This is a genomic window from Lentzea sp. HUAS TT2, assembly GCF_051853195.1.
Taxonomy (GTDB): domain Bacteria; phylum Actinomycetota; class Actinomycetes; order Mycobacteriales; family Pseudonocardiaceae; genus Lentzea.
In genome coordinates, this window is sequence record NZ_CP196667.1 from 3,169,344 (window position 1) to 3,194,756 (window position 25,413).

General features: G+C 67.8%; 27 protein-coding genes. 14 read left to right on the top strand and 13 right to left on the bottom strand.

The genetic code is table 11. From position 1 onward, the window contains the following. The first annotated feature begins 5 nt into the window (after positions 1-5). The 4 genes from ACSHWB_RS15905 to ACSHWB_RS15920 are packed head-to-tail and all read left to right on the top strand — an operon-like array spanning position 6 to position 3,031. A complete protein-coding gene (locus tag ACSHWB_RS15905; protein WP_439662794.1) occupies positions 6-731 on the top strand; it encodes a YbaB/EbfC family nucleoid-associated protein in 726 nt (241 codons plus the stop codon). Next, positions 728-1,051, top strand: a complete 324-nt coding sequence (locus ACSHWB_RS15910) for a WXG100 family type VII secretion target (protein WP_439662795.1) — start codon at positions 728-730, stop codon at positions 1,049-1,051. The genes ACSHWB_RS15905 and ACSHWB_RS15910 overlap by 4 nt, the downstream gene beginning before the upstream one ends. Before the next feature lie 7 nt (positions 1,052-1,058). Beyond that, complete coding sequence (locus tag ACSHWB_RS15915; RefSeq protein ID WP_439662796.1) at positions 1,059-2,171, top strand: WXG100 family type VII secretion target; 1,113 nt, start codon at positions 1,059-1,061, stop codon at positions 2,169-2,171. A 32-nt stretch (positions 2,172-2,203) separates the two neighbouring features. After that, entirely contained in the window at positions 2,204-3,031 is an 828-nt protein-coding gene (locus ACSHWB_RS15920; RefSeq protein ID WP_439662797.1) for a hypothetical protein, read from the top strand. A 1-nt stretch (position 3,032) separates the two neighbouring features. Here ACSHWB_RS15920 and ACSHWB_RS15925 read toward each other — a convergent pair whose 3' ends face one another. Further along, positions 3,033-3,665: a DUF6928 family protein gene (locus tag ACSHWB_RS15925; protein WP_439662798.1), complete on the bottom strand. Its 633-nt coding sequence runs from the start codon at positions 3,663-3,665 to the stop codon at positions 3,033-3,035. A gap of 143 nt (positions 3,666-3,808) precedes the next feature. On the opposite strand from ACSHWB_RS15925, the gene ACSHWB_RS15930 reads away from it, so the two are divergent. Next, entirely contained in the window at positions 3,809-4,783 is a 975-nt protein-coding gene (locus ACSHWB_RS15930; protein ID WP_439662799.1) for an endonuclease/exonuclease/phosphatase family protein, read from the top strand. Here ACSHWB_RS15930 and ACSHWB_RS15935 read toward each other — a convergent pair. From ACSHWB_RS15935 to ACSHWB_RS15945, 3 genes are read right to left on the bottom strand one after another with little or no spacing between them, the layout of a single operon-like run. Continuing rightward, positions 4,755-5,549, bottom strand: coding sequence for an SIR2 family NAD-dependent protein deacylase (locus ACSHWB_RS15935; RefSeq protein WP_439664608.1), 795 nt, complete (start codon positions 5,547-5,549; stop codon positions 4,755-4,757). The genes ACSHWB_RS15930 and ACSHWB_RS15935 overlap by 29 nt on opposite strands. Next, positions 5,549-5,860 (bottom strand): antibiotic biosynthesis monooxygenase family protein, encoded by a 312-nt coding sequence (locus tag ACSHWB_RS15940; protein WP_402912542.1) that lies wholly within the window; start codon positions 5,858-5,860, stop codon positions 5,549-5,551. The genes ACSHWB_RS15935 and ACSHWB_RS15940 overlap by 1 nt, the downstream gene beginning before the upstream one ends. Positions 5,861-5,870: 10 nt before the next feature. Beyond that, on the bottom strand, positions 5,871-7,319 hold the full coding sequence (locus ACSHWB_RS15945; RefSeq protein ID WP_439662800.1) for a M1 family metallopeptidase: 1,449 nt from the start codon (positions 7,317-7,319) through the stop codon (positions 5,871-5,873). Between the two features lie 15 nt (positions 7,320-7,334). Between ACSHWB_RS15945 and ACSHWB_RS15950 the strand changes: the two genes are divergently transcribed. Further along, entirely contained in the window at positions 7,335-8,081 is a 747-nt protein-coding gene (locus ACSHWB_RS15950) for an alpha/beta fold hydrolase (RefSeq protein ID WP_439662801.1), read from the top strand. On the opposite strand, the gene ACSHWB_RS15955 is transcribed toward ACSHWB_RS15950, so the two are convergent. From ACSHWB_RS15955 to ACSHWB_RS15965, 3 genes are all read right to left on the bottom strand, one after another. Next, complete coding sequence (locus tag ACSHWB_RS15955) at positions 8,030-8,539, bottom strand: 2'-5' RNA ligase family protein (RefSeq protein WP_439662802.1); 510 nt, start codon at positions 8,537-8,539, stop codon at positions 8,030-8,032. The two genes, ACSHWB_RS15950 and ACSHWB_RS15955, sit on opposite strands and share 52 nt — an antisense overlap. Then, complete coding sequence (locus ACSHWB_RS15960) at positions 8,540-9,409, bottom strand: A/G-specific adenine glycosylase (RefSeq protein ID WP_439662803.1); 870 nt, start codon at positions 9,407-9,409, stop codon at positions 8,540-8,542. Between the two features lie 79 nt (positions 9,410-9,488). Beyond that, positions 9,489-10,001: a beta-class carbonic anhydrase gene (locus ACSHWB_RS15965; RefSeq protein ID WP_439662804.1), complete on the bottom strand. Its 513-nt coding sequence runs from the start codon at positions 9,999-10,001 to the stop codon at positions 9,489-9,491. A 155-nt stretch (positions 10,002-10,156) separates the two neighbouring features. Here ACSHWB_RS15965 and ACSHWB_RS15970 point away from each other — a divergent pair, with 155 nt between their 5' ends. Then, entirely contained in the window at positions 10,157-10,828 is a 672-nt protein-coding gene (locus ACSHWB_RS15970; RefSeq protein WP_439662805.1) for a hypothetical protein, read from the top strand. 3 nt (positions 10,829-10,831) lie between these two features. Here ACSHWB_RS15970 and ACSHWB_RS15975 read toward each other — a convergent pair whose 3' ends face one another. Both ACSHWB_RS15975 and ACSHWB_RS15980 read right to left on the bottom strand, forming a co-directional pair. Next, positions 10,832-11,935 carry a LacI family DNA-binding transcriptional regulator gene (locus ACSHWB_RS15975; RefSeq protein ID WP_439662806.1) on the bottom strand — a complete coding sequence of 368 codons (1,104 nt, stop codon included), beginning with the start codon at positions 11,933-11,935 and terminating at the stop codon, positions 10,832-10,834. Between the two features lie 134 nt (positions 11,936-12,069). Beyond that, a complete protein-coding gene (locus ACSHWB_RS15980) occupies positions 12,070-13,107 on the bottom strand; it encodes a LacI family DNA-binding transcriptional regulator (protein WP_439662807.1) in 1,038 nt (345 codons plus the stop codon). 222 nt (positions 13,108-13,329) lie between these two features. Here ACSHWB_RS15980 and ACSHWB_RS15985 point away from each other — a divergent pair, with 222 nt between their 5' ends. From ACSHWB_RS15985 to ACSHWB_RS15995, 3 genes are read left to right on the top strand one after another with little or no spacing between them, the layout of a single operon-like run. Then, a complete protein-coding gene (locus ACSHWB_RS15985; RefSeq protein WP_439662808.1) occupies positions 13,330-14,589 on the top strand; it encodes an extracellular solute-binding protein in 1,260 nt (419 codons plus the stop codon). A gap of 57 nt (positions 14,590-14,646) precedes the next feature. Further along, complete coding sequence (locus ACSHWB_RS15990; protein ID WP_439662809.1) at positions 14,647-15,564, top strand: carbohydrate ABC transporter permease; 918 nt, start codon at positions 14,647-14,649, stop codon at positions 15,562-15,564. Beyond that, positions 15,564-16,460, top strand: a complete 897-nt coding sequence (locus ACSHWB_RS15995) for a sugar ABC transporter permease (protein WP_439662810.1) — start codon at positions 15,564-15,566, stop codon at positions 16,458-16,460. The genes ACSHWB_RS15990 and ACSHWB_RS15995 overlap by 1 nt, the downstream gene beginning before the upstream one ends. Positions 16,461-16,464: 4 nt before the next feature. On the opposite strand, the gene ACSHWB_RS16000 is transcribed toward ACSHWB_RS15995, so the two are convergent. Continuing rightward, positions 16,465-16,995, bottom strand: a complete 531-nt coding sequence (locus ACSHWB_RS16000; protein WP_439662811.1) for a dihydrofolate reductase family protein — start codon at positions 16,993-16,995, stop codon at positions 16,465-16,467. A 182-nt stretch (positions 16,996-17,177) separates the two neighbouring features. Here ACSHWB_RS16000 and ACSHWB_RS16005 point away from each other — a divergent pair, with 182 nt between their 5' ends. The 4 genes from ACSHWB_RS16005 (at position 17,178) to ACSHWB_RS16020 (ending at position 20,884) form a co-directional block, all read left to right on the top strand. Next, positions 17,178-18,272: an ABC transporter ATP-binding protein gene (locus tag ACSHWB_RS16005; protein WP_439662812.1), complete on the top strand. Its 1,095-nt coding sequence runs from the start codon at positions 17,178-17,180 to the stop codon at positions 18,270-18,272. Positions 18,273-18,372: 100 nt separating this feature from the next. Next, complete coding sequence (locus ACSHWB_RS16010; RefSeq protein ID WP_439662813.1) at positions 18,373-19,284, top strand: metal ABC transporter solute-binding protein, Zn/Mn family; 912 nt, start codon at positions 18,373-18,375, stop codon at positions 19,282-19,284. Beyond that, complete coding sequence (locus ACSHWB_RS16015) at positions 19,281-20,072, top strand: metal ABC transporter ATP-binding protein (protein ID WP_439662814.1); 792 nt, start codon at positions 19,281-19,283, stop codon at positions 20,070-20,072. Before ACSHWB_RS16010 ends, ACSHWB_RS16015 begins: the two co-directional genes overlap by 4 nt. Then, on the top strand, positions 20,069-20,884 hold the full coding sequence (locus ACSHWB_RS16020) for a metal ABC transporter permease (RefSeq protein WP_439662815.1): 816 nt from the start codon (positions 20,069-20,071) through the stop codon (positions 20,882-20,884). The genes ACSHWB_RS16015 and ACSHWB_RS16020 overlap by 4 nt, the downstream gene beginning before the upstream one ends. Before the next feature lie 61 nt (positions 20,885-20,945). Here ACSHWB_RS16020 and ACSHWB_RS16025 read toward each other — a convergent pair whose 3' ends face one another. The 3 genes from ACSHWB_RS16025 to rlmB all read right to left on the bottom strand — a co-directional run bounded on the left by ACSHWB_RS16025 (position 20,946) and on the right by rlmB (position 25,413). Next, complete coding sequence (locus ACSHWB_RS16025) at positions 20,946-22,304, bottom strand: GGDEF domain-containing protein (protein ID WP_439662816.1); 1,359 nt, start codon at positions 22,302-22,304, stop codon at positions 20,946-20,948. Between the two features lie 319 nt (positions 22,305-22,623). Then, positions 22,624-23,850 carry an MFS transporter gene (locus ACSHWB_RS16030; RefSeq protein ID WP_439662817.1) on the bottom strand — a complete coding sequence of 409 codons (1,227 nt, stop codon included), beginning with the start codon at positions 23,848-23,850 and terminating at the stop codon, positions 22,624-22,626. 591 nt (positions 23,851-24,441) lie between these two features. After that, complete coding sequence (gene rlmB / locus ACSHWB_RS16035; RefSeq protein ID WP_439662818.1) at positions 24,442-25,413, bottom strand: 23S rRNA (guanosine(2251)-2'-O)-methyltransferase RlmB; 972 nt, start codon at positions 25,411-25,413, stop codon at positions 24,442-24,444.

Sequence of the window (25,413 nt, forward strand, 5' to 3'; positions counted from 1 at the left end):
TGGGCGTGGCGAACGTGGATCTTGTGGGGAGGATTGCGGTGTCGGTCGAGTTCGATCAGCTCATCGCTCAGTTCGAGCGGTTCCAGTCTCAGATGCAGCGTGTCGACCAGCAGTTCGCCAACATCGGCGAGATGCAGCAGCAGTTGACCGAGCTGGAAGCTGTTGCCACGTCCGCTGATCGTGCTGTGACGGTGGTCGCGGGGCCGTCGGGCACTGTCAAGGACATCAGGTTGACCGACCTGGCGATGCGCAGACCGCCGCACGCGCTGGCGGCAGAGCTGTTGTCGACGTTGCAGAAAGCCGTCGCCGAGGCGGCGCGTCGTCAGGCGGGAATCGTCGAAGGTGCGATGGGCGATGACATGCACCTGACCGAACAGGTCCTCGAGACCCAGGCGCAGTTGTTCGGCATGTCCAAAGAGGAACTTCGCACGCTGACCGCCGAAGAGACCGCGCCGCAACCCTCTTCCGCCCAGCAGCCACCCCTCCCGGCGCCGCCTGCCCAGCCTGTGCCGCCACCGCCGGTCCGCCCGATCCCGCAGACACCGGAAACGAACCGGGGCCGGCCGCCGGCACCGCCGCGCAGGCCCGAACCTGAGCAGCAGGAGGAGGACTTCTCCGACCGCAACGTCCTTCGCGGTGAGTCCTGGCAGCAGGAGCAGCGACCGCAGGCAGGTCCTCGGTCCACCAAGGGCGACCGTTTCCTGAACCTGTACGACGAGGACGACCGATGAGCGGCTTCGACGTCAACCCGGAAGAGCTCCGGGAGTTCGCGGGCAAGCTCGACGGCTTCAAGGGCACCGCGAGTGGAATCGCGGGTCTCGTCGGTCAGGCGGATGTCGGCGACAAGTCGTGGGGCGTGGTGGGCCTCTTCGTCAAGCAGACGTACACGGAGACGTTGAACGACCTGAAAGACCTCTTCAAGGACCTGGAGAACGGACTCGACTCCGGTGCCGGCAAGTTCCGCGGCACCGCGCAGGGTTACCAGGATCAGGAAGACGCCCTGAAGGCGATCTTCAACGGCATCCAGATCGAGATCGACGGACGACGGTAGAGGCGACGTGGCGGAGAAGGAGACCAGCGCCGGGGGTGTCAAGATCACCGTCGGGGAGAAGACGACCGGCCAGAAGATGGCCGAGGCGGCCCCGTTCTACGGCGGTTACCTGAAGACGTCCGATGCGCTGAAGAAGGCGAACGAGGACGGCGGCGGGGAGTGGACGTCACTCACCTCGGAGGGAGTGGCGTTTCTCGGTTCGATCGGCTCGGCGGCGAGCAGCTTCGCGACCGACCCGATCGGGTTTCTCGTCGGGCAAGGGCTGAACTTCCTGATCAGTGTGGTGCAGCCGCTCGAAGACGCGATCCACATGGTCAGCGGCGACGGTCCCGCGCTCCAGCAGGCTTCGGAGAACTTCGGTGCCATCGCCAAGGGGGTCGCGGAACTGCGCACGAAGTTCGACGAGGAACTGCAGAACACCGTCAAGACCTGGGGTGGCGACGCGGCCGAGGTCGCCAGCACGAAGCTCGGCGAGTTCGGCAACGGTATCGAGGGCGTCGCGGGTCAGGCTGGGGAGATGGCACAGCTGCTGCAGCTGTCCAGCATGGTCATGACGATCGTCGAGGACGTGATCAAGGCGATTCTGACCGAACTGATCACCTGGCTGATCATGATCTGGATTCCCGCCCTCGCAGCGGCAGTGCCGAGCTTCGGGTCGTCGACGGCGGCGGCCGGTGCCGCGACCGGCGTCCGGGTCGCCACCACGGGAAGCAGGGTGTCCCGCATCGTCGCGAGGTTGCGGCAGTTGCTGAGCAAGATCATGGAATTCCTGCGCAACCTGGGCAGCAGGTTCAAGAACGTTGGTACGGCGTTCAAGAGGTCCATGGCGAACAAGCAGGTCGGCAGCGTGGTCGCCGACGGGCTGAAGGCAGGTGGCGACAAGTCCTGGGGCGTCAAGCTGTGGAGCAAGGACGGGATGATCGGAGAGCGGGTCCAGCACGGCTTCACGAAGTCCATGGGCGGTGCGCTCGTCGATGAAGCGAAAGCACAGCTGTTCAAGGACAAGGCGATCCGGAACGGCGCAGCCGTGCAGAAGGCGAACGACCACGACGGCATCGGCGGCGACTACGAGGGCACTGCTCAGCAGAAGCAGCGCATCGAGGGATACCTGGACATCTGACAATGGACGCCCTGCGAGCAATTCTCACTGAAGTGATCCTGACGCCCTGGTTCCTGGGCTGGATCGGTTTTATCGTTCTGGCTCTCGTCGTGCGGCGCTGGTGGCAGATCCGCAAGCACCAGAAAGCGCGCGAAGAACAGATCGCCGCGCTGGCCCCCGTGGCCCGTGACCTCGGTGGCACCGTCACCGGGCCGGAGGGAGCGACCGCATGGTCCGCCGACCTGTGCGGTCCTCTGTCGAGCGAGGTCGACGGTGTCTGGAACAAGCTCTTCCAAAGGTCCACACCTCAGTTCGACGTGGCCTTGGACTTCCCACGCGGACCTTGGCACGTCCGGGTGACCGAGGCCTCCGTGCGCAAGGCTGTCGTGAATGGCACCGGTGTGCGTTGGGAGCAGGAGCACAGGATCGAGGTCGCGACTGTTCGACTGCCTCCCACGAAGTTTCTGCGACCGTTGAGGTTCGGCATGTCCGGGCGTCCTCAGTCGTCCGCTTTCCTGCAGGAACAGCGGTTTCAGGGCTGGGTCGCGCAGAGCCCGGTGACGGCGGAACGTGAGCAGCGTGAGTGGCAACCGGTGATGCTGCTCCCGCCGATGGACGAGGAGTTCTGGGCGAACAGCACAGACCCTGTTGCCGCGGAACGCCTGCTCGATCCCGAAGCCCTCAAGTGGCTGTCGAACCAGCAGCCGAAGCTTCCCCTCGCCGGCCAGCACATGCGGCTGACGTTCGAGGCGGGGTTCGTCTACGCGGTGTTCAGCGGACCCGTCGACCTGGGGCACGTCGTGAACCTGACCGACACGATCGTCGGACTGCTGGAGCGGATGCCAGGGGCACGGCCGAGGCATCCGGCAGCGACGGCCTGAGTCAGCGCGGCGTCACGGCATAACCCGCCAGGACGACCTCCTCCAGTTCCGGGTCGTCGTCCTCGTACGCGCCCTCGTAGTTGAAGCCGAACAGCTCGCGCAGGGCGGCCTCCGCCAGGTCGAGCGGGTGGAAGCGGAACGGGTACTCGTCCTCGGAGTCGAGGGACGCCAGGAACTCTCGATCGCCGGCGCGGTAGCGCTCCTCGAACGGGAGGGGCGTGCCGACGTCGGCGATCACGCCGCAGTCCGGCGAGAGGCTGTACGCGCGGCGCAGCGTGCCGTCCGGCTCCCAGATGGCGTAGGAGAAGAAGTCCACGACGCTGTGCATCGCGTGCAGGTAGAGGGTGCGGCCGGCGGCCTCGGTGACGAAGTGCTCCGGCAGGTCGGTGTAGGAGTCGCCGGCGGCGTCCCAGGTGCAGATGACCGACAGACCGGGGAAGACGGCGGCGTAGACCTTTCCCTCCGGCGGGTTGCCGTAGTCGAGGGTGCCGTCCTCGATCGGGCGAATGTCGTGGGACGGGTACAGGCGCGCGACGAACGCAGCCGTGGCCTCGCGGTCGATCTTCGGTGACGACCGCAGCACCTTGCTGACGTCGTCGGATGCGTAGAACAGCATCCAGTCCTTCGCTCCCATGAGCTCCCCTCCGAGTCGGTCTGGTTCAGCATGGCGGAGGGGTCTGACAATTTTCGGCAGGCAACGGGAGTGGACCTCTGACCGTCCCTGTAGCTGTGGGCACCACACCGGAGACCGACGCGCGCTCAGGCACACTGCACGACGTGGCCATCACCGAGGTGAAGCCGGCCAGGAGCGGTATCGCCACGTTCTTGCTGGTCGTGTGCGCGATGGCGTTCGTCGCGGCGGCGCTGGTCAGGCTGCTCGGCATCGACGGGTCGCGGTACATGATCGCCGCCACGGCGCTGACCCCGTACGTCACCGTCCTGGGGCTGCTCATCGGGTTGGTGGCGCTGTTCCGCAAGAGGTGGGTCATCGGGCTGACGATGACGCTGGTGGGGATCGTGCTGGTCGCGAACGTGGCGCCGCGGGCGTTCCCCGACGCGCGGGCCAACGGGGTCGGCCAGCAGGTCAGGCTGATGACCGCGAACCTGCTCACCGGCATCGCGGACGCCCAGTTCATCGTGCAGGAGGTCAAGAGGCGCGGTGTCGACATCCTCGCCATGCAGGAACTGACGCCCGACATGGTGAGCGATCTCGACCGGGCCGGGCTGAACCAGGTGCTGCCCAACCGGGTCTTCCTGGACGAGCCGGGCGGTTCCGGCAGCGGGCTCGCCTCGAGGTTCCCGCTCTCGCGGCGGAACCTGACGCCGCCGGCCACGTTGCGGCAGGCAGGGGCGCTCGTGGACCTGCCGGGCAAGGACATCGAGGTCGTCTCGGTGCACCCGCTGCCGCCGGTCGTCACCGACGGACCCGAGGCGTGGCAGCGTGAGCTCGCCGGGATGCCCGCGCCCGACTCGACCGGCGCGATCAGGGTGCTCGCGGGCGACTTCAACGCCACGCTCGACCACGTCGGCCTCACGCGGCTGCTGAACAAGGGCTACGTCGACGCCGCCGACCAGGTCGGCAAGGGCCTGATCCACACCTGGCCGTCCAACAGCGGGTTCTGGCCGCTGCCCGTCACGATCGACCACGTGCTGGTGGACTCGAAGGTCCTGGTGGACACCGTGGACGTGTTCGACGTGCCCGGCAGCGATCACCGGGCCGTCGTCACGCAGTTCGTCGTGCCAAGGCTGTGAGAGCCTCCAGGGCGCCCACGGGAAGCGACACACCGCGGCCGTGCCGCACGTCGGGCTCGCGGGTGTTGATCCGGATCAACGCACCCGAGGCCGCGCTCGCCAGCTCGGCCTGACGCCGCACGGTCGGCACGGCGGTGCCGGCTCCGATCTCGATCACGGCGAGCCTGCGGTGCGAACGACGCCACTCGGTCAGCGCATCCAGTTGCTGCTGGCTGCGGTGCGGCACCCAGCCCCAGTCGCCGAACATCAGGATGTTGGGCCGCGCCAGCCCGCCGCAGTTCGGGCACGACGGCAGCGCACCGACCGCGCGCATCGTCGACGGGTCGACGGTGACGTCGAACGTGCACTCCCAGATCTCGTCGGTGCACGGCTCCACGCACTGCGCGTGGTGGATCGACCCGTGGACCTCCGCGACGTCCTCGAAGCCCGCCTTCTGGAACTGACCGTCCACATTGGACGTGAAGACGCGCGCACCCCACGACCGCAGCACGGCGAAACCCTCGTGCGGCACCGTCGCGCGGTACAGGCCGAGCCGGTGGCCGTAGAAACCCCACGCCAGCGCGGGATCGTCGGCGAAGTGCACCGGGTCGGCGATCTCCTCGAACTTCAGCCCGAGCCGCTCGTAGGGCGGGTACGCCCGCCAGAAGCCCTCGGTGCCGCGGAAGTCGGGAAGGCCTGAGTCCACCCCCATGCCGGCACCGGCGCAGACGAGCACGGCGTCCGCGCCGGTGATCAGCTCGGCGGCTCGATCGTAGGACTGCTCGATCACTGCTTGGGCTTGCTCCCGAGCACGACCTCGAACTCCAGCAGGTCGGCACCGCTCGACACGGGCCGTGCGCGCTCACCCGAGTGAGCGGCCGCACCGGCCTCGCCGTCGCGCCACGCGGTGAAGGCCTCGTCGGTCTCCCAGTGCGTGACGACGAAGTAGCGGTCCTCGCCCGCGACGGGGCGCAGGAGCTCGAAGCCGAGGAAGCCGGGCTGGTTGTCGACCGCGCCCAGACGGGCGGCGAACCGCTTCTCCAGCTCGGGGCCACTGCCCTCGGGAACCTTGATCGCGTTGATCTTCACGACTGCCATGTCAACCAGCCTAGCGACGAACACCGACAGGCAGGAGGTACTGATCGTCGGGAATGCCCGACTCGCGGAACCACGCCTTGAAGAACCCGTCCAGGGGCTGTCCGGAGGCCTTCTTGAAGTGCTCCTCGAACTCCGGCCACGAGGCGTTCCCGTCGCGGTGCTCGGCCATCCACGACTGCAGCGCCTTGAAGAACACCTCGTCGCCGACCTGCTTGCGCAACGCGTGCATCCCCAGCAGGCCCTTGTCGTAGACGCCGCGGAACTCGTTGCCCTTGCCCATGTCGTAGAGCTTCGGCGCCCAGAACGCCGACCGTTCGCGCCGCTGCTCGATCTGGTCGCGGTAGCGCTGGTCGAGGTCGGTGCCCTCCTTCTCCAGCCACAGCCACTGGGCGTAGGAGGCGAGGCACTCGTTGAGGCAGATGTCGGCCCAGTTCTCGATCGACACCGAGTCGCCGAACCACTGGTGGGCGTTCTCGTGCACGACCGTCTCCAGGTCGGCCCAGGCGGCGTAGATCGGCCTGGTCTGGGTCTCCAGCGAGAACCCGATCTGGTCGGCGACCCAGATGCTGCCCGCCGCCCGCTGCGGGTACGGGCCGAACTTCGTCTCCAGGTACGCGAGGACCTCCGGGCCCTGGGACTGGATCGGCTTCTTGGCGGCGGACGTGCCGGGGGCGTACGCGTCGACGACCGGCGTGCCGTTGGGCAGCTTGGAGCGCACCACCTCGAACTTGTCGATGGCGACGGTGGCCAGGTAGGTCGCGAGCGGCGTCTCCTCCGACCAGGTGAACGTCGTCCAGCCGCCGTCGCGGGTCACCTGGCCCTCGAGGCCGTTCGAGATCGCCGTCCAGCCGTCGGGGACGCGGGCGGCGACCTTCAGCGCCGCCTTGTCGCGCGGGGTGTCGTTGGCCGGGAACCACGTCGTCGCGGAGTGGGGCTGACCTGCGGCGAACGCTCCGCCGGTCGACGAGATCTGCCAGCCGCTGCGGCCCAGCGAGGCGTCGTCGATCGTGGTGGGCACGCCGCCGTAGGTGACGATGGCGGTGAACGGCTTGCCCTTCGCGAGCGGCGCGGACGGCGTGATCACCAGCTCGTGGTCGCCCTCCTGGGTGAACTTCGCCGGCTGGCCGCCGACCTTCACGTCGCTGACCTTCAGGCCCTCGAGGTCGAGGTTGAACCGGGACAGGTCGGCGGAGGCCGTCGCGGTCACGGAGGCGACGCCGTCGAGCCGCTTGGAGCCGGGGTCGTAGGTGATCGCCAGGTCGTAGAGCGTGACGTCGTAGCCGCTGTTGCCGTCCGTCGGGTAGTACGCGTCGCCCGCGCCCGCACCGGCCTCCACCGCTGCCTGCGGTGACGTCTCCTGCTGCTTCGCCGGGTCGTTGCTCGGCGTTCTGAACACGACGAGCAGACCTGCGACGAGCACGATCAACACCAGGGCGATCAGGTACGGGCGGGCCTTCATGCGTTAATCATCCCTGTGTCGGTCGTGGAGTTCGGCGGAACGGGTCAAGGGGTTCTGCTCCTGCACGGCCTGATGAGCAGGGCCACCGCCTGGTGGCCGGTCGCGCAGTGGCTGCGGCCGTTCGGGCGCGTCGTCGGGATCGACCAGCGCGGGCACGGCCGAAACCCGCGGCGGGGGCCGTTCCGCACCGAGGACTTCGTCGCCGACGCCGCCGCGGCGATCGAGGAGCTGGACCTCGGGCCCGCCGTCGTGATCGGGCACTCCATGGGAGGGCTGCACGCGTGGTGTCTCGCGGCAACCCGGCCGGACCTGGTCAGCGCGATTGTGGTCGAGGACTTCGCCCCGGACAACAGGGGCAGGACGATCGACGAGTGGAAGTGGCTCTTCGACGCCTGGCCGGTGCCCTTCCAGTCGCTCGGTCACGTGACGTCGTACTTCGGCGCGCCGCTGTTCGCCGAGTACTTCGAGGAACGCGAGGACGGCTGGCACCTGATCGCCGAGCTGGACGACCTCTACGAGATCGCAGGCCACTGGGGCACGCGGGCGTACTGGGACTTCATCGACGCGGTGAAGTGCCCGTCGCTCGTCATCGAGGCGGGCAAGGGCGGCCAGCTACCAGGGCAGATGGCCGAAGCAGCCCGGCGATCCCGAGGCCAGTACCTCTACGTGGAGGAGGCCGGCCACGTCGTGCACGACAGCGCGCCGTGGGTCTACCGGGGCGCGGTGGAGGCCTTCTTGAGCACGTCGATCTCGCCGGTCTGAGTGTCGACGACCGACACCTCGCGGACCTTCGCGCGGATCGGCTCGACCGGGAAGATCGCGGCGAACGCGGCCTTCATCGCCTCGTCGTCGATGTCGTGGACGAGCGTGCAGTGCGGCACCCAGTTGCCCGGCAGGTAGTAGGCGCTCGGGTTCTTCACGTTGCTCGCCAGCACGTCGTGGATGGCGGAGTGGACCGCGAGCAATTCGGTGTCGACCACCGCGCCCAGCATCAGCACGTTCTCGGAGGTCGAGAACGTGCTGAGGGTGTGCAGGTAGAGGTCGGGCATCCACAGCCGTTCGAGGTCCTCGCGCAGCTCCTTGCGGACCTTCTGGCCGATGGTGCCCGCGACGGCATAGGTGAGGTGCGGCGGGTACTTGTGCTTCGCGCCGACGCGTTGCTGCAGCTCACGGACCTTCTTGTCCGCCTCGCCGTCGAAGAACGCCACCAGCGCGTGCATTCAGTGCTCCCCGGGTAGTGCGAACAGGCCGTCGCGCGTCTGCTCGACCAGGCCGTCGTCCAGCAGCGAGACCAGGCACTTCTCGCGTTGCGTGACGTCGTTCCAGGCGAGGTCGAGCTGGATCTTGGGCACCGGGCCCGGCGCGCCCCGCAGGACGTCCAGCAGTCTGCCGCGCACCTGCCGGTCGGTGCCCGCGAACTTCTGCACCTTCTTCTCCGGCCCCGCGTAGGCAGGCCGGCCGTTGCGCTGCCACGCGCACTCGGTGAACAACGGGCAGTCGGCGCACTTCTGGTTCTTGGCCGTGCAGATCAACGCCCCGAGCTCCATCAACGCCGCCGAGAACACCGCGGCGTCCTCCTGCGACTCGGGCAGGATCGCCTCGACGTCACGCAGGTCGCGCTTGGTCGACGGCGGCCCGGCGTCACCAGCGCCGTGCACCGCGCGCGCAACCACGCGCCGGACGTTCGTATCGACCACAGCGCACTTCTGCCCATACGCGAACGTGGCCACCGCACGAGCCGTGTAACTGCCGATGCCCGGCAACGACTCCAGCGTCTCGATGTCCGACGGCACCACGTCGCCGTGGTCGCGGGCGATGGCGGTGGCGGCCTCGTGCAGCCTCATCGCGCGGCGGGGGTAGCCGAGCTTGCCCCACATCCGCAGCACCTCACCCTGCGAGGACGCGGCCATCGCGGACGGCACGGGCCAGCGCGCCAGCCACTCGTGCCAGATCGGTTCGACGCGGGACACCGGCGTCTGCTGCAGCATGATCTCGCTGATCAGCACACCCCAGGCGGTGCAGTCGGGACGGCGCCACGGCAGATCGCGGGCCGCGGTGTCCCACCAGCCCAGCAGCAACTCGTGATTCATCGCCCGCCATTGTCGCAAACGCACGCGGGGACCTTTCGTACTCTCATGCAGTACGAAAGGTCCCCGCGTGCGGAGAAGGTCAGGCGGCGGCGGTGGCTGCGGCGTCCACCTCGCGCAGTTCGCCGGTGTGGACGTCGTAGACGAACCCGCGGATCTTGTCGGTGTAGGGGATGAAGGGGCTGCGTCGCAGCCGCGCCATCGACCCGCGCACGCTCTGCTCGACGACCTTGAACGCCTCGACGGCCCAGGTCGGGCGAAGACCGGTGTCGGCCTCCAGCTCGTCCTTGAAGTCGTCCTCGGTCACCATCTCCAGGCCGCAGTTCGTGTGGTGCACGAGCAGCACCTCGCGCGTGCCGAGCTTGCGCTGGCTGAGCGCGAGCGAACGGATGGCGTCGTCGGTGACGACACCACCGGCGTTGCGCAGCACGTGCGCCTCGCCCTGCTTCAACCCGAAGATCTCGAACACCCGGATGCGCGAGTCCATGCAGGTCAGAATCGCCACCTGCAGGGACGGCTTGGCGGAAGAACGATCTCCGGGAACGACGTTCCCGAGCTCGTAGTTCCGCTTGAGCAGTTCGTCGATCGCGGTCATGTGACACACCTCCATGGCCTACCGGCGGACCCCGCGTCGATTGGAACCGGAGTTAGCGCACGTTCACAAGGGGTTTCCGCTCAATATCACGTTCACCGGATCGAGCTATGCTCGCCTACCGCTGGATCTGGCCTGGTCGGGCTACGTTCGGGCTCGTGATCGAGCCCACAGGTCCGCTGCCGTCCACGGTGTACTGGCGCCGCCGCCTCGCCGCGATCGGGGCAGCCCTGGTCACACTTCTGCTGGTGATCTGGATCGTCGGCATGTTCGGCTCCGACGCCGAGACCGCCCAGCCCACGAACGCGGCCGCGGCGTCCGCCTCGAACCCGCCGCCGAGCATGTCCGAGAGCCCGGCCGCCGCGTCGTCCTCCTCCACGACCCCGCCGCCCGCGCCGACGCCGGAAGCCCCGCCGCCCCCGCCTCCCGGGCCGCCGCAGCCCTGCCCCGACGACGTGATCGGGGTTGTGGCCAAGGCGAACAAGCCGTTCTACACGGTCGGTGACCAGCCGGAACTGTCGATGGACGTGCTGAACACCGGACCTGTGCCGTGCATCAAGGACATCGGGCGCCAGCACCGCGAGCTGAACGTGTTGACCGCCGACGGAGCGACGGTGCTGTGGTCGAGCAACCACTGCCTCGCGGCCACGGGCAACGAGACGCGCGTGATGCAGCCCAAGGAGGTCTTCAACTACGGCACGAAGTGGGCGGGGTCCACTTCGCAGCCGGGGTGCGGGGCCCACACCAAGGTCGGGCCCGGCGACTACCTGCTGGTGGCGAAGCTGGCCGGGAAGGCCAGCTCACCCGTCGTCTTCAGGCTCGAGTACTAGGCCTCACGGCCCGAACCAGCGCTCTTCGGCACCACCGCGCGGCGCCGCCGACGTCTTGCCGATGATCAGCTCGGTCGCGAGGTTCACCGACCGCGGCCGGGTGCGCTCGTTCGTGTCGAGCAGCAGCTTGCCCGCCGCCCTGCCCTTCTCCAGCACCGGCTGACGCACGGTCGTGAGCCCGGCCTCCTCGCCGGCGCGGATGCCGTCGAACCCGGTGACCGTGATGTCGTGCGGCACGCGCAGGCCGCGGCGGCCCGCCTCGGTCATCGCACCCAGCGCCAGCACGTCCGAGGTGCAGATCAGGGCGGTGATCTGCGGGTCGCGGTCGAGGACCTGGGCCGCGCCGGACGCGCCGGAGGCCGTGTTGTGGTCGAAGCGCTCGACCACGGGCACCTGCGACCAGTCGACGCCGGCCTCGCTGAAGGCCTCCGCCAGACCGGACAGGCGGTTGCGCTGCACGTGGAAGTGCGCGGCGTGCTGGCGGTCCGGCGTCACGAAACCGTCGTTGCGGTCACGCGCCAGACGCATGCACACGACGCCGATGCGCCGGTGGCCCAGCCCGATGAGGTGCTTCGCGAGCTCGTACATCGCGGCGCGGTCGTCGATGCCGACGCGGTCCACGGTGCCGAGGTCCGGCTGGTCGCAGACGACGGTGGGCACCGGGCGTTCCAGCACGGCGGCGAGGTGCGGGTCGTCGTCCGGCACCGAGTAGACGACGAAGCCGTCGACACCGGCACGGTGGACCGACGCGACGTCCTCGCGTTCGGGGTTCGCGGGCACCAGCAGCAGACCGGTCCCGGCGTCCTCGCACGCGAGCGCGAGGCCCTCCAGGAACCCGATCGCGGCAGGGTCGCGAAACGCGTAGGAGAGGTTCTCGGTGAGCAACAGGCCCACCGCACCGGCCTTGCGCGTGCGCAACGAGCGCGCCACAGGATCCGGGCCGGGATAACCCAGCCTTCGGGCCGTGTCCAACACCCGCCGACGCAGCTCGGGCGAGAGCTGGTCGGGCCGGTTGTACGCGTTGGACACCGTTGTCCGGGAAACGCCCAGCTCAGCGGCCAGAGAGGCCAACGTTGCCGGACGTCGCACATGCATCGACCGCGCCATGAAAGGACCGTAACGGTTCAGAACCAATTCGTGAAGTCAGGGTGACCTGCGTCCCTCAAATGACGCATCCGCGCAGGTTGACCCATCTGCCTTGTTCAGAAGTTGGTCCAGACCAATTAGGTCAATCGGCCATCTCATTTCGGAGGCGCAGACGATTCCCTCGCGACGAGCCGCGGCCGGAAGACGCGGGTGTAGTTGTCGGTCCCCTGCCTGCGGCGATCCGGGTCCAGGCGCAGCACGAGCTCGTCGATCGCGGCCGCCGCCATCTCCTCGATCGGCTGGGCGAGCGTCGTCAAAGCGGGCGAGGAGTAGGCAGCCAACGGGATGTCGTCGAACCCGACGACCGAGAGTTCACCGGGTACGGAGATCCCCCGCTGGTGTGCCTCGCGCATGACGCCGAGCGCCATGTGGTCGGACGAGCAGATCACCGCCGTCGGGTGCACCGTGTCGAGCAGCTGTGCCACGGCCTGACCGCCACCCTCCGCGCTGAACGGCGCGTGCGCGACGTACTCCGAGCCCGCCGGCAGGTGGTCTTCTTCGAGGGCAGCGGCCCAGCCGGCGCGCTTCAGACGGGACGGCAACGAGCGCGCAGGACCGGAGACGAACCCGATCCGTTGATGGCCCAGCTCGATCAGGTGCCGGGTCGCCATGTAGCCCGCGAGCTGCTCGTCCACGGTCACGTCGGGCACGTCCAGCGCGGGCGTGGCACCGTTCAGGAAGACCATGTGGACACCGTCCGCCAGGAGCTTCGCGTAGTAGCTCGGGCGCGGCGCCTGACCGAGCGGCACCTCGACGTTGGTGATCTCCGGTGACACGAACACCATGCCCTCGACCCCGCGGGCCAGGAGCATCCGCACGTACTCCTCCTCGCCCATCGGGGCACCGCTGCGGGTGTTGCACAGCAGCGACGAGTAGCCCAGGCGGGCGGCCCGCGTCTCCAGCGCCTCGGCGAACGCGGGGAACACCGGGTTCGAGAGCTCCGGCACGAGCAGGCCGATCACGCCGGTGCGTTGCAACGCACCGAGGCCGCGCGGGGTGTACGGCATCTCCGCGAGTACCGACAGCACGCGCTGCCGGGTCTCCTCGTTCACACCGGCGCGCCTGTTGAGAACACGGCTCACGGTCGAGATGGACACCCCGGCTGCCCTCGCGATCTCGGACAGTCCGGACACGTTGCCTCCCAGCTCAGATCGGGTTCGGCGCAAGCCTGCCGCGTTCGGAAAAATTTTGCAACGCGCGTTTGCAAGACAGGGCCGTTACGGCTTGGTTACGGTCGACGTCTTGACCTGACCATGGTTCTGGTAGTGAAATCGCCCGCAACATTCTCGCAAAAACTTGCAAGACCCCTCATCTCACTGGGAGATGGGGCCCAGCTGGAGGGAACGGCAGCAACGATGCGACGGACAACCCTCGTGACCGCCATGGCGACGGGTGTCGCCCTCGTGCTCACCGCCTGCGGAAGCGGCGGATCGAGCAGCAACAGCGGATCCGACTCGGGCGAAGTGACCTTCTGGGACACCAGTGGTCCCAACGAGAGCCCGGTCTTCAAGAAGATCGCCGAAGGCTGCGCCACCAAGGACGGCTACAAGGTCAAGGTTGAGACGCAGGCGTTCGACGGCGCGCTCAACAACTACAAGACCGCAGCTCAGGGTGGTCAGGGCCCGGACGTCTTCCGCTCGGAGGTCGCGTGGGTGCCGCAGCTCGCGAAGCTGAGCTACGTCGCCGACCTGTCCGACACCGACCTCGCGAAGGACACGTCGGACTTCCTGGAGGCCCCGCTCGGCTCCACGAAGTACGAGGGCAAGACCTACGCGGTGCCGCAGGTGACCGACTCGCTCGCGCTGCTCTACAACAAGAAGAAGCTCGCCGACGCCGGTGTCGAGGCACCGAAGACGTGGGACGAGCTCAAGGCCGCCGCCGCCAAGCTGGGTGGCGAGAAGTCGTTCTTCCTCAACAACGACGCGTACTACGCGCTGCCGTTCATCTACGGCGAGGGCGGCGACCTGGTCGACGCGTCCGCCAAGAAGATCGTCGTGAACTCCGCCGCCAACGTGAAGGCGTTGGAGACCGCGAAGGGCCTGCTCGACGCCAAGGCCGCCACCACGGCGCTCGACGCGACGAACTCGTACTCGAACATGCAGGCCGCGTTCTCGTCCGGTGAGGCCGCCATGGTCATCAACGGTCCGTGGGCCGTCGCCGACTACCTCAAGGGCGCCGCGTTCACCGACCCGGCGAACCTCGGCATCGCCGCCGTCCCCGGCCCGTCCGCGGGCAAGGGCAGCGCTCCGGTGGGTGGCCACGACTACGTGATCCGCCAGGGCACCAAGGCGAAGCAGTCGTCGATCAAGTTCATCACCTGCATGGCGTCGGTCGAGTCGCAGGCGACCATCGCCAAGGAACTGGGCCTGCTGCCGACCCGCAAGTCGGCCTACCAGAACGCCGACGTCAAGAGCAACGCCGTCGTTGCCGCGTTCGAGCCGGTCACCAAGGTCGCGCACGAGCGTCCGTGGATCCCCGAGGGCGGCGAGCTCTTCGACCCGCTCAAGGTCGGCTACGCGGACTTCCTGGCCGGCAAGAAGGACGCCAAGACCGCCCTTGACGACGTCGCGAAGGCGTACAAGGAGAAGGTCGTCACCGAGTACTCGATCGGCTGATCGTGTTGAGCGGCCGGGGTTTCACGACCCCGGCCGTTCGCCGGAAGGGGAGTCTCGGTGCGTCGGTTCCTGGACAGGTACTGGTACGCGTATGCGATGGTGCTGCCGGTCGTGGTGGTCATCGCGGTGTTGGTGCTCTACCCGCTCGCACAGGGCGTGTTCTTCACCTTCACGAACATCAACGAAGGCAACATCGCCAACCCGATCCTCGAGCGGCCGGCCACCTATGACGTGGTGGGCTTCAAGAACTACCTCAACGTGCTGTCCGGCGGAGAGTCGTACGGCGCGTTCTGGAGCACGCTGGTCCGCACGCTGATCTGGACGTTCTCGTGCGTGTTCTTCCATTACACGCTCGGTCTCGGCCTGGCGATGCTGCTGAACCGTCAGGTGAAGGGCCGCACGTTCTACCGCGTGCTGCTGATCCTGCCGTGGGCCGTGCCTGGGTTCATCAGCGCGTTCGCGTGGAAGTACATGTTCAACGCGCAGTACGGGATCATCAACCAGCTCCTGCGCTCGGTCGGCCTGCCGGACCCGGTGTGGCTCGGCCAGTCCAACTGGGCGCTGGTGTCGGTGATCATCGTGAACGTCTGGCTCGGCGTGCCGTTCATGATGGTGGCGCTTCTCGGTGGCCTGCAGTCGATTCCCGGCGATCTCTACGAGGCCGCCGAGATCGACGGCGCCACGCCGTGGCAACGGTTCCGGCACGTCACGTTGCCGGGCCTGCGTTCCGTGTCGTCGACGGTGGTCCTGCTGGGCGTCATCTGGACGTTCAACATGTTCCCGGTGATCTACCTGATCGCCGGCCCGAACCCGAACGCCCGGATCCTGGTCACCTACGCGTTCGAGCGCTTCTTCTCCGGCGCGTCCCGTGACTACGCCATCGCGTCGACCTACGGCGTGCTGATCCTTTCGGTGCTGTTGGTGTTCGCCACGATCTACCGGCGTGCACTGCGCAAGCAGGGCGAGGTGTGGTGATGACGCTCGACGCTTCATCTTTGAAGATGGTGCAGGCCGCAGGTCCGGTCCGCCGTCGTTCCGATCGCTCTCGCGGTGCCTCGATCGCGTTGCACGCCACGCTGATCGTCGCGTCGGTCGTCGCGGTGTTCCCGGTCTTCTGGGTGTTCGTCACCTCTCTGAAGCCGGACGCCCGCGCGGTCGAGCCGACCCCGAAGCTGTTCAACGAGTCCTCTTTGGACAACTACACCCGCGTGCTGTCCGGTGAGAAGGGCGACTTCCTCGCCTGGTTCGGCAACTCCGTGCTGATCGCGCTGATGACGACCGTGATCGGCGTCTTCATCTCGGCCACCGCCGGGTACGCGGCGTCGCGGTTCCGGTTCCCCGGCAAGCGCGGCCTGATGATGTCGTTCCTGCTGGTGCAGATGTTCCCGTTCGCGGTGCTGATCGTGCCGCTGTACAACATCCTGATCGCCTTGGGGCTCAACGGAACCTCGTTCGGCCTCGTGCTGGTCTACTGCACGACCGCGGTCCCGTTCTGCACCTACATGTTGAAGGGCTACTTCGACACGGTGCCGGCGGACATCGACGAGGCCGGGCGCGTGGACGGGCTGTCGCCGTTCGGCGTGTTCTGGCGGCTGATCCTGCCGCTGGCCAAGCCGGGCCTCGCCGTCACGTCGTTCTACGCGTTCCTGACGGCCTGGGGCGAGGTGGCGTTCGCGTCCGCCTTCCTGTCCGCCGCCGACGAGTCGAAGACGCTGGCGGTCGGGCTGCAGGTGTTCGTGCAGCAGAACAGGACGGAGTGGGGCCACCTGGCCGCCGCCTCCATCCTGGTCGCCATTCCCGCGATCATCGTGTTCTACCTGGTGCAGAAGTTCCTGGTGCAGGGCCTCGCGTCCGGCGCCGTGAAGGGCTGACGGTCTACCGCACCGGCCGATACCGCACGTCCACCTCCGAGTGGGGGTCCGCGGTGTCGAGCCGGTGCAGGTGGATCGGCGCCCCACCGGGGTTGTCGTAGAGCCTGAGGCCGTCGCCCAGCAGCACGGGGGCGATGTGCAGGGCGATCTCGTCGAGCAGCCCGCGCTCTAACAGCTGACGGGCGATGGTCGGCGAGAACACCTCGAGGTCCTTGCCGTCCGCGGCCTCCAGCCCGATCTGCACCGCCTCGGCCACGTCGCACGTCAGGAACGTGACCCCGTCGTGGGGCGTCGCGTCCTCCGGGTGGTGGGTCAGGATGAAGAGCTTCCCCACGAACTGGCCGCCGTACGCGGCACCGGGGTCGGGGATCTGGTCCCAGCCGTTGCGGCCGCCGAGGATGGCGCCCGTGCGCTCGGCGTAGGAGTTGACCAGCTCCGGCTGGTCGGTCGTGTGGGCCAGCCAGCCGAAACCGTTGTCCACATCGGCGACGAAGCCGTCCAGTGACATCGAGAAGTGCGCTCGCACGTTGCCCATCGGTCCCCTCCAGCGTTCGGTGTGTGCAGAGGTGGACCGGGGCGCCGCGGAGAACTCATCGGTCCCTCCGGAACGCAAGCGCTTACGTTGTGCCGCCGCGAAACGTAAGCGCTTACGTCTGTTCCCGTAAGCGCTTGCAATGCATAACGTCGCGCCCAGACAAGCGGTGAAAGGTGCGTCACATGGCAGAGGTGTCCTACGTCAAGGCTTCGCGGATCTTCTCCGGCAACCCGCCGGTGCGGGCCGTCGACGAGCTCTCCCTCGAGGTGAGCGACGGCGAGTTCCTGGTGCTGGTCGGCCCGTCCGGTTCCGGCAAGTCGACGGCGCTGCGCATGCTCGCGGGCCTTGAAGACATCGACGAGGGCGCCATCCACATCGGCGGCAAGGACGTGACGAACGTGCCGCCGAAGGGCCGGGACATCGCCATGGTGTTCCAGTCGTACGCGCTGTACCCGCACATGACCGTCGCGGAGAACATGGGCTTCGCGCTCAAGCTGCGCGGTGTGCCGAAGACCGAGATCAAGGCGAAGGTCGAAGAGGCCGCCAAGATGCTCGACCTGCAGAAGTACCTGGAGCGCAAGCCGAAGGCGCTCTCCGGTGGTCAGCGTCAGCGTGTCGCCATGGGTCGCGCCATCGTGCGCGAGCCCTCCGTGTTCCTCATGGACGAGCCGCTGTCCAACCTGGACGCCAAGCTGCGCGTCGAGACGCGTGCGAACATCGCCGCCCTCCAGCAGCGCCTCGGCACCACCACGATCTACGTCACGCACGACCAGGTCGAGGCCATGACGATGGGTCACCGCGTCGCGGTGCTCAAGGACGGCCTGCTGCAGCAGTGCGACACGCCTCGCGCGCTGTACGACCGCCCGGCCAACGCGTTCGTCGCGGGCTTCATCGGCTCGCCGGCCATGAACCTCAAGACCGTGCCGATCACGTCGGAGGGCGCGAAGCTCGACGGCATCATCGTGCCGCTGACCCGGTCCGCGCTCGACGCCGCCGGTGGTCTGGACGAGGTCACCTTCGGCATCCGTCCCGAGGCGCTCGGCATCGTGCCGTCGAGCGAGGAGGGCATGGACATGACCGTCGAGCTGGTCGAGGAGCTCGGTGCCGACGCGCTCGTGCACGGTGCGGTGAAGATCGGCGACGCCTCGCAGCGCTTCGTCGTCCGCGTCGACGGCCGCACGCCGCCGACCCTGGGCCAGCACGTCAAGGTGGCCGTCCGCGACACCACCGAGATCCACCTGTTCCACCCCGAGTCGGGCGAGCGCCTGGAGGCGTGAGTCACACCCCGAAAAGCCCCCGGCCGTCACGCCGGGGGTTTTTTCGTGTCGTAAGATGAACTCGACAACGGTTTCCATTACCTGATCGAGGGACGGCGTGATGACTCTCCGCAACGCTCTGGTCGGCGCGCTCGCCGTCGTGAGCCTGGCCGCCTGCGGCACGACCACGCCGTCCGCCGACAACGGCAAGATCCAGGTCGTCGCCTCCACGAACGTGTGGGGCAGCGTCATCAAGGCCGTCGGCGGCGACGCGGTCGAGGTCAAGGCCCTGCTGGACGACCCGAGCGCCGACCCGCACTCGTACGAGAGCAAGCCCGCGGACGCCGCGCTGGTCAAGGACGCCAAGCTGGTCGTGTTCAACGGCGGCGGCTACGACGACTTCTTCGCGAAGCTGATCACCAGCGACGCCACCAAGAAGATCGAGGCCTTCCCGCTGCGCGACAACCACGCCGAGCCGCAGACCGGGGCGCCCGACGCCGACGGTCACGACCACAGCGTGAACGAGCACGTCTGGTACGACCTGCACACCGTCCAGGCGGTGGCCGAGGCCGCGGCGAACGAGCTCGCCGCGATCGCGCCGGACAAGAAGCAGACGTTCGAGAGCAACACCGCCGGCTTCACCGCCAAGCTCGAGGAGCTGGAGAAGAAGGTCGCCGGCATCGGCAAGGACCGCAAGGTCGTCTCGACCGAGCCGATCGCGCACTACCTGATCGACGAGACCGGCGCCGCGGACGTGACGCCCGAGGCGTTCAGCAAGGCCATCGAGGAGGAGGCGGACGTGCCGGCCGCCGCACTCGCGGAGATGAACCAGCTGGTCGAGGGCAAGCAGGTCAACGTGCTGGTGGAGAACACCCAGACCGAGAACCAGGTCACCAAGGGCGTGGTCGAGAAGGCCCGCGCGGCCGGTGTTCCCGTCGTCGCGGTCACCGAGACGTTGCCCGAGGGCGTGACCGGCTACCTTGACTGGATGAGCAAGCAGGTTGACGCGCTCACGCAGGCGCTCAAGGCATGACCGCGATCTCGCTGCGCGGGGCCCGGCTGTCCTACGGGGACAGAGTGCTGTGGGACGGGCTCGACCTCGACGTCGAGCCCGGTGAGTTCCTGGCGGTCCTGGGGCCCAACGGCTCCGGCAAGACCAGCCTGATGCGCGTGCTGCTCGGTCTGCAGCCGTTGTCGTCCGGCACGGTCACGATCGCCGGCGGCAACCACGCCATCGGGTACGTCCCGCAGCAGCGAGCGCTCGACCAGTCCATGACGTTGCGCGGCCGCGATCTCGTCGGGCTGGGGCTGGACGGGCACCGGTGGGGGATCGGGTTCCGGGGGCGCCGGGAACGCCGTGTCCGCGTCGACGCGGCGATCGAGTCCGTTGGTGGTACTCGGTATGCGGACTCGCCTGTTGGGCTGTTGTCCGGCGGGGAGCAGCAGCGGTTGCGCGTGGCGCAGGCGCTCGTGGGCGATCCTGGGGTGCTGCTCTGTGACGAGCCGTTGCTGTCGTTGGACCTCGCCAACCAGCGGGTCGTGTCGGAGTTGATCGACAAGCGGCGGCGTGGGGCTGACACGGCTGTGCTCTTCGTGACGCACGAGCTGAATCCCGTGCTGCCGTTGGTGGATCGGGTGCTGTACCTCGTTGGCGGGCGGTTCCGGGTCGGGACTCCCGAGGAGGTCATGAACTCGCGGACGTTGTCCGAGTTGTATCGAACGCCGGTCGAGGTCGTGCGGGTGCGGGACCAGATCCTGGTCGTCGGGGCCGGGGCTTGTGAGGAGCAGACGCACCACCTGTCTGCGGAGGCCGCGTCGTGAGCTTCTTCGACCTGCTCGAGCTGGACTTCGTTCAGACCGCGTTGATCGCTGCAGCTGTGCTGGGGCTGGTGGCCGGGGTCCTCGGGCCGCTCGTGGTCACCCGCAAGATGGCGTTCGCGGTGCACGGGACCAGTGAGCTGGCCTTCACCGGTGGTGCTGCGGCGTTGTTGCTCGGGGTCAGCGTTGGGTACGGCGCGCTGGCCGGGTCGATCATCGCTGCTGTGCTGCTCGGGGTGTTGTCCCGGCGGGAGAGCGATCGGGACTCCGTCATCGGGGCCATCCTGGCTTTCGGGCTGGGGATGGGCATCTTGATGCTCGCGCTCTACAAAGGGCGTGCTTCCAACAAGTTCGGGTTGTTGACCGGGCAGATCGTCGGGGTCGACTCCACGGATTTGAAGCTGTTGGTCGGCTCGTCTGTGGTGGTGTTGGTGGTGTTGGCCGTTATTTATCGGCCGTTGTTCTTCGCTTCGGTGGACCCTGATGTGGCTGTGTCCCGTGGGGTGCCGGTTCGGGCGTTGTCCGTGGTGTTCGCTGTGTTGGTCGGCGTGGCCACCGCGCTGTCCGTGCAGGTCGTGGGGGCCTTGCTGGTGCTGGCGTTGATGATCACGCCTGCTGCCGCGGCCATGCGGATCACCGCTTCTCCGGTGCGGGCCACGGTTTTGGCCGTGGTTTTTGCCGAGATTGCCGCTGTTGGTGGGATCTTGTTGTCGCTGCAGCCAGGGTTGCCGGTTTCTGCGCTGGTCACGGCTGTGAGTTTTGTGATCTATCTGGTTTGTCGTGGGGTCGGGGCTGTTCGGAGCCGGGCTGTTTGACGGACCCCACATCGACCTGACCGCGCGCTGAGGACGGCCTCGCCTTCGGTGTCGCGTTCGATCAGGCGGTGCGCGAGCTGATCGGCTTGGTCACGTCGTCCTGGCGTGGTGCCGGCATCAGGCGCGGCGGGATGTCCAGGCCCGCCACCCGGACCTGGTTGCGGCCGTTCTCCTTGGCCTTGTAGAGCGCCGCGTCCGCCGAGTGTTGTGCGGTGGCCATGTCCGGGCCGTTGTCCGGGATCACCGCCACGCCGATGGAGGCCGAGATCGCCTGCAGCGACTCGCCTTCCGGTTCCGGGGGCTGGATCTCGCGGCCGTAGAGGGTGACCACGTTGCGGTGCTTGTCCGTGGTGGGGACGGCCAGGGAGCCGATGGCCTCGCGGATGCGTTCGGCGATCGTCACGCCTTGTGCCACCGGGGTGTCCTTCAACGCCACCACGAACTCCTCGCCGCCGTCGCGGCCCGCCACGTCACCGGGGCGGAGCTTCTCGCGCAGGATTCGGCCGACCTCTGCCAGGACCGCGTTGCCCGCCGGGTGGCCCCAGGTGTCGTTGATGCGCTTGAAGTGGTCGAGGTCGATGACCAGGACGGTCATCGGTTCGCCGTCCAGGCGGCAGCGTTCTGCCAGGCGGCCCGCGTACTCGGTGAGGCCGTTGGTGTTGAGCAGGCCCGTCCGGTAGTCGGTGTGGGCGTCCGCTGCCAGGCGCTGGTGGAGCTGTTCCTGCTCCCGCAGAAGGCGTTCCAGGTGGGTTCGGCGTTCGCCTGCGCGGGAGAGGAGGGCGTTGACGAGGATCACCGGTACTGCGAGCAGGAGTGGGCCGACCCAGTGGCTCGTCATCAGCATGCCGAGCATGACGCCTGCGCCGAGGGTGCTCATTTCGAGCATGTTGTCGACTTTGGAGCCCAGGAAGTCGAGGACCTTCGAGTTCGGAGTGACGATCTTGAAAGCCGCGGCGACCGTCATCACCTGGACGAGCCAGTAGACGACGGCTGCTATCGCGAGGATCAGAACGAGGCTCAGGTCTGTTGGGATGTTTCCGGTGGCCGCCAGGGAGACACCTGAAAGGTGGACCAGTGCCCACGACAGCAGGGTGGAGGCGAGCATGGAGGCGGTGCCGAAGACGAAGCGGTACGGCTGGCGGCGGGCGATCGGCTGGATCAGGATGCGCATCCAGATCGTGGCGATCACCGCCAGGCCGCCTGGGAGCGCCACCGCTGCCGCGAAGGTCCAGACCGAGGTCAGGTCGATGTGGGGGCCGGAGGCCTCGTTGCGGCGCGCCTCTTCCGCTCTGCGCACCACGGTCAGGTGGATCGTGATGGCGGCGATGAGCGCGGCGAAGCGGAGCCAGTCCGTCTCCGAGACGTTCGTGAGTCTCGTCAGGAGCCAGATGGCGGCTACGGCTACGGCCGCTTCGAGCACGAAAAAGTACGCGATCGCACTGGGCGCAACGGTCCAAAGGTCCCAGTTGCGAATCGGAGTCAAGCCGAGTGCCCGCGATCGCCTGCGATCAGTCAAACTGTTCTTCACCACGACCCCCTACGCTCATGGCACTTCATGAGCTAAGCCGCCGCTGACCAGGTCGTAGACCACCACGCTGCCGCTCGTCGCAACGAGGAGGTGTCCTTCCATGTGCAACCGAGACTTCTGAACGCCACCCTTCCTCTACCCGGCTTCAATCGTGCACCTGGATCATCATGGTGCCTCTACGACGGATATCGCTATTGGTGACCGTTCTGTTTCAGATTGCCACCGCCTTCGTGTCGTTGCGACCTCGAGCACGTCGCCAGGCGAAGGTAGCTTGTGTCGCCAGCAGCAGGCCGATGCCGCCCGCTCCGGCGATCGTGGCCGTCACCGAACCGATCGAATGGGCGACGACACCGGCCAGCGCCATTCCGCCGCCCTGGCTCGAGCGCAACGCCGCACGCCCAATGCCATAGGCCCTTCCGCGGTACTGGTCCGGTAGCAGCCGCATCCAGGCCGAACGAGCGGGTGTGTGATAAGCCCCGCCTATACCGGCAATCACCAGCAAAACGATCGTCCAGGTCAGGTTCGGGTTGAAAGCGAACATGATCAACGGCGCCAGCGACAGGATCGCCAGCGGGCCGATCAGCCGTTCCCGCTTCGCCGGATCCCGGACGAGACGGAAGAGCAGTGCCACGCCCAGCACGTTCGCGGCGGGTTCGATGGCGAGGATCAGGCCGACCGCCCAGACGGCGTTCAGGCTTGCCGCCAGCGGGACCGCGAGGCCTTCCGGGACCATCGCGAGGCCGGCCAGCAGACGGACGCCCAGCAGGGTCCTCAGGCGCGGTTCCGCCACCATCAGGGTCAGCACGCCGCGTGGTTCTTCGTCGTCCTTCTTCTTGCGGCCCAGCGGGTCCGCGGCGGGACGGTGCTTCACGGACGTCTGCACCAGGATCGCCAGGACGACGAACGTGCCCGCGTTGACCGCGAGCGCGAGGCCGGGGCTGGTGTGGGCGACGAGGAAGCCGGCGGCGGCGAGACCGGCCATCTGGGCTATGTCGACGGACGTGCCGAAGAGCGCCACACCGTCGTCGTAACGGTTCGGCGGCAGCACGTGCGGGAGGCTCGCCTCCTGGGCCGCGAGGTACGGCGAGGAGATCGCCAGGACCACCACGAGCAGCACGATCATGGCCCACAGCGGCATGCCGGGAATGGCCATCGCGGCCATGAGCGCGGCCTGCAACCAGGCCGTCGTCACCATTACCGTGCGCCGGGGGAACCGGTCGGCGACCCAGCCGAGCAACGGGCCCGAAATCAGTGGCGGGAACAGGGTCAGCGACCAGGTGAGGGCCGTCGCGGCGACGGATCGTGTTCGCTCGAATACCAGCAGTGATAATGCGACCGCGGCGAGTTGGTCACCGGCGGTCGAAACGGTCGAACCGATCCACATGGCGCGGAACTCACGCAAACCGACGAGCTCGCGGAGGCTACCGCGGGCGGTCATGCGGTGCCCCGGCGAGTCGCTCCCGGGGCGTGGCGAATCGGCACGTCTCGATTCGCTCTACGCCGAGTCACGTCGCCCCCGCCGGTGGTAATCAATTCCTATCGACAATCACGGTAGAAGCTGCCTGACCGTTCAACGTCTGTCCTACCACAGTGTGTACCTAAACGGAGCAGAGCGGTTACCTAAAGTAGTTACAATAGCGAAACGTAGAGCTGATCTTCTTCACAGTTGACCTCGGGTTCGCCTGATTGGATCCCAAATGGTCACGTTGTGTGTCAGCTGGTGCCAAACGGGCGCCCTCTGCTCCGCCAACCGGTGCAACCTGGTCCGACTCCTGCGCCTCGGAACAGGCGAAATGCGATCCGGGACGAAGGTACCCGCGCTCGGGAGTGGCGCGGAATAGGCCACGCCGTTTGTCATCCCGATCAGTCGCGAAGTTCTGGCAAGTGTGGAGATCCTGTTTCCTCGCCCGCGTAACGAAACCGGTTTCGCAGGCGAGGAAAACGATCACTAACGTCGGTTATGGCCGCGCTTAGCGTCGCGAACTAGCCGATAACGTCAGGCAACCGTCAGACAAGACGGTCAGTCGGCTCAGCCCTTGGCGTCGATGCGGCGGCGGCGCGCGATCTCGGCGAGCACGACACCGGACGCGACGGACGCGTTGAGCGACTCGACGCCCTTGGCCATCGGGATCGACACGGTCTGGTCGCACGTCTCCTTGACCAGACGGCCGAGCCCGCGGCCCTCAGAGCCCACCACGACGACGAGCGGGCCCGTCGCGAGTTCCAGACCGTCGACGTCGACGTCACCGTCCGCGTCGAGGCCCACGATCATCAGCCCGGCCTCGGCCCAGTCGCGCAGCGTGCGGGTGAGGTTCGTGGCCATCGCGATCGGGATCTTGGCGGCCGTGCCGGCGCTGGTGCGCCAGGCGACCGCCGTCATCGACGCGCTGCGCCGCTGCGGCACCACGACGCCCTGCGCGCCGAACGCGGCGGCGGAGCGCACGACGGCACCCAGGTTGCGCGGGTCCGTCACGCCGTCCAGCGCCACCAGCAACGGCGGCGTGGTGGCTCGCTGGGCCAGCTCGAGCAGCTCGTTCGGGGTCGCGTACTCGAACGGCGGCACCTGCAGGCCGAGGCCCTGGTGCATCGCACCGCCGGTGATCCGGTCGAGCTCGCCGCGGGCCACCTCCAGCACGGAGATGCCCCGGTCGGCCGCCAGGCGCACGGCCTCGGCCACGCGGTCGTCCGCGTCGATGCCCAGAGCCACGTACAGCGCCGTCGCGGGAGTACCCGCGCGCAGACACTCGACGACGGGGTTGCGGCCCGCCACGGTCTCCGCGGTGGCCTTCTCCTTCGTCTGCCGGCGCTGGGTCCTGACCGCGTCGGTCTTCGCCGCGACCTTGGCCCGCTTGTACGCGGGGTGGTTCGGGCGCTCGTTGGCCTTCGGGGTCGGGCCCTTGCCCTGCAGGCCCTTGGACTTCTGCCCGCCGGAGCCGACGACCGCGCCCTTCTTGGAGCCCGGATTGCGCATCGCGCCCTTGCGCTTGGAATTGCCAGCCAC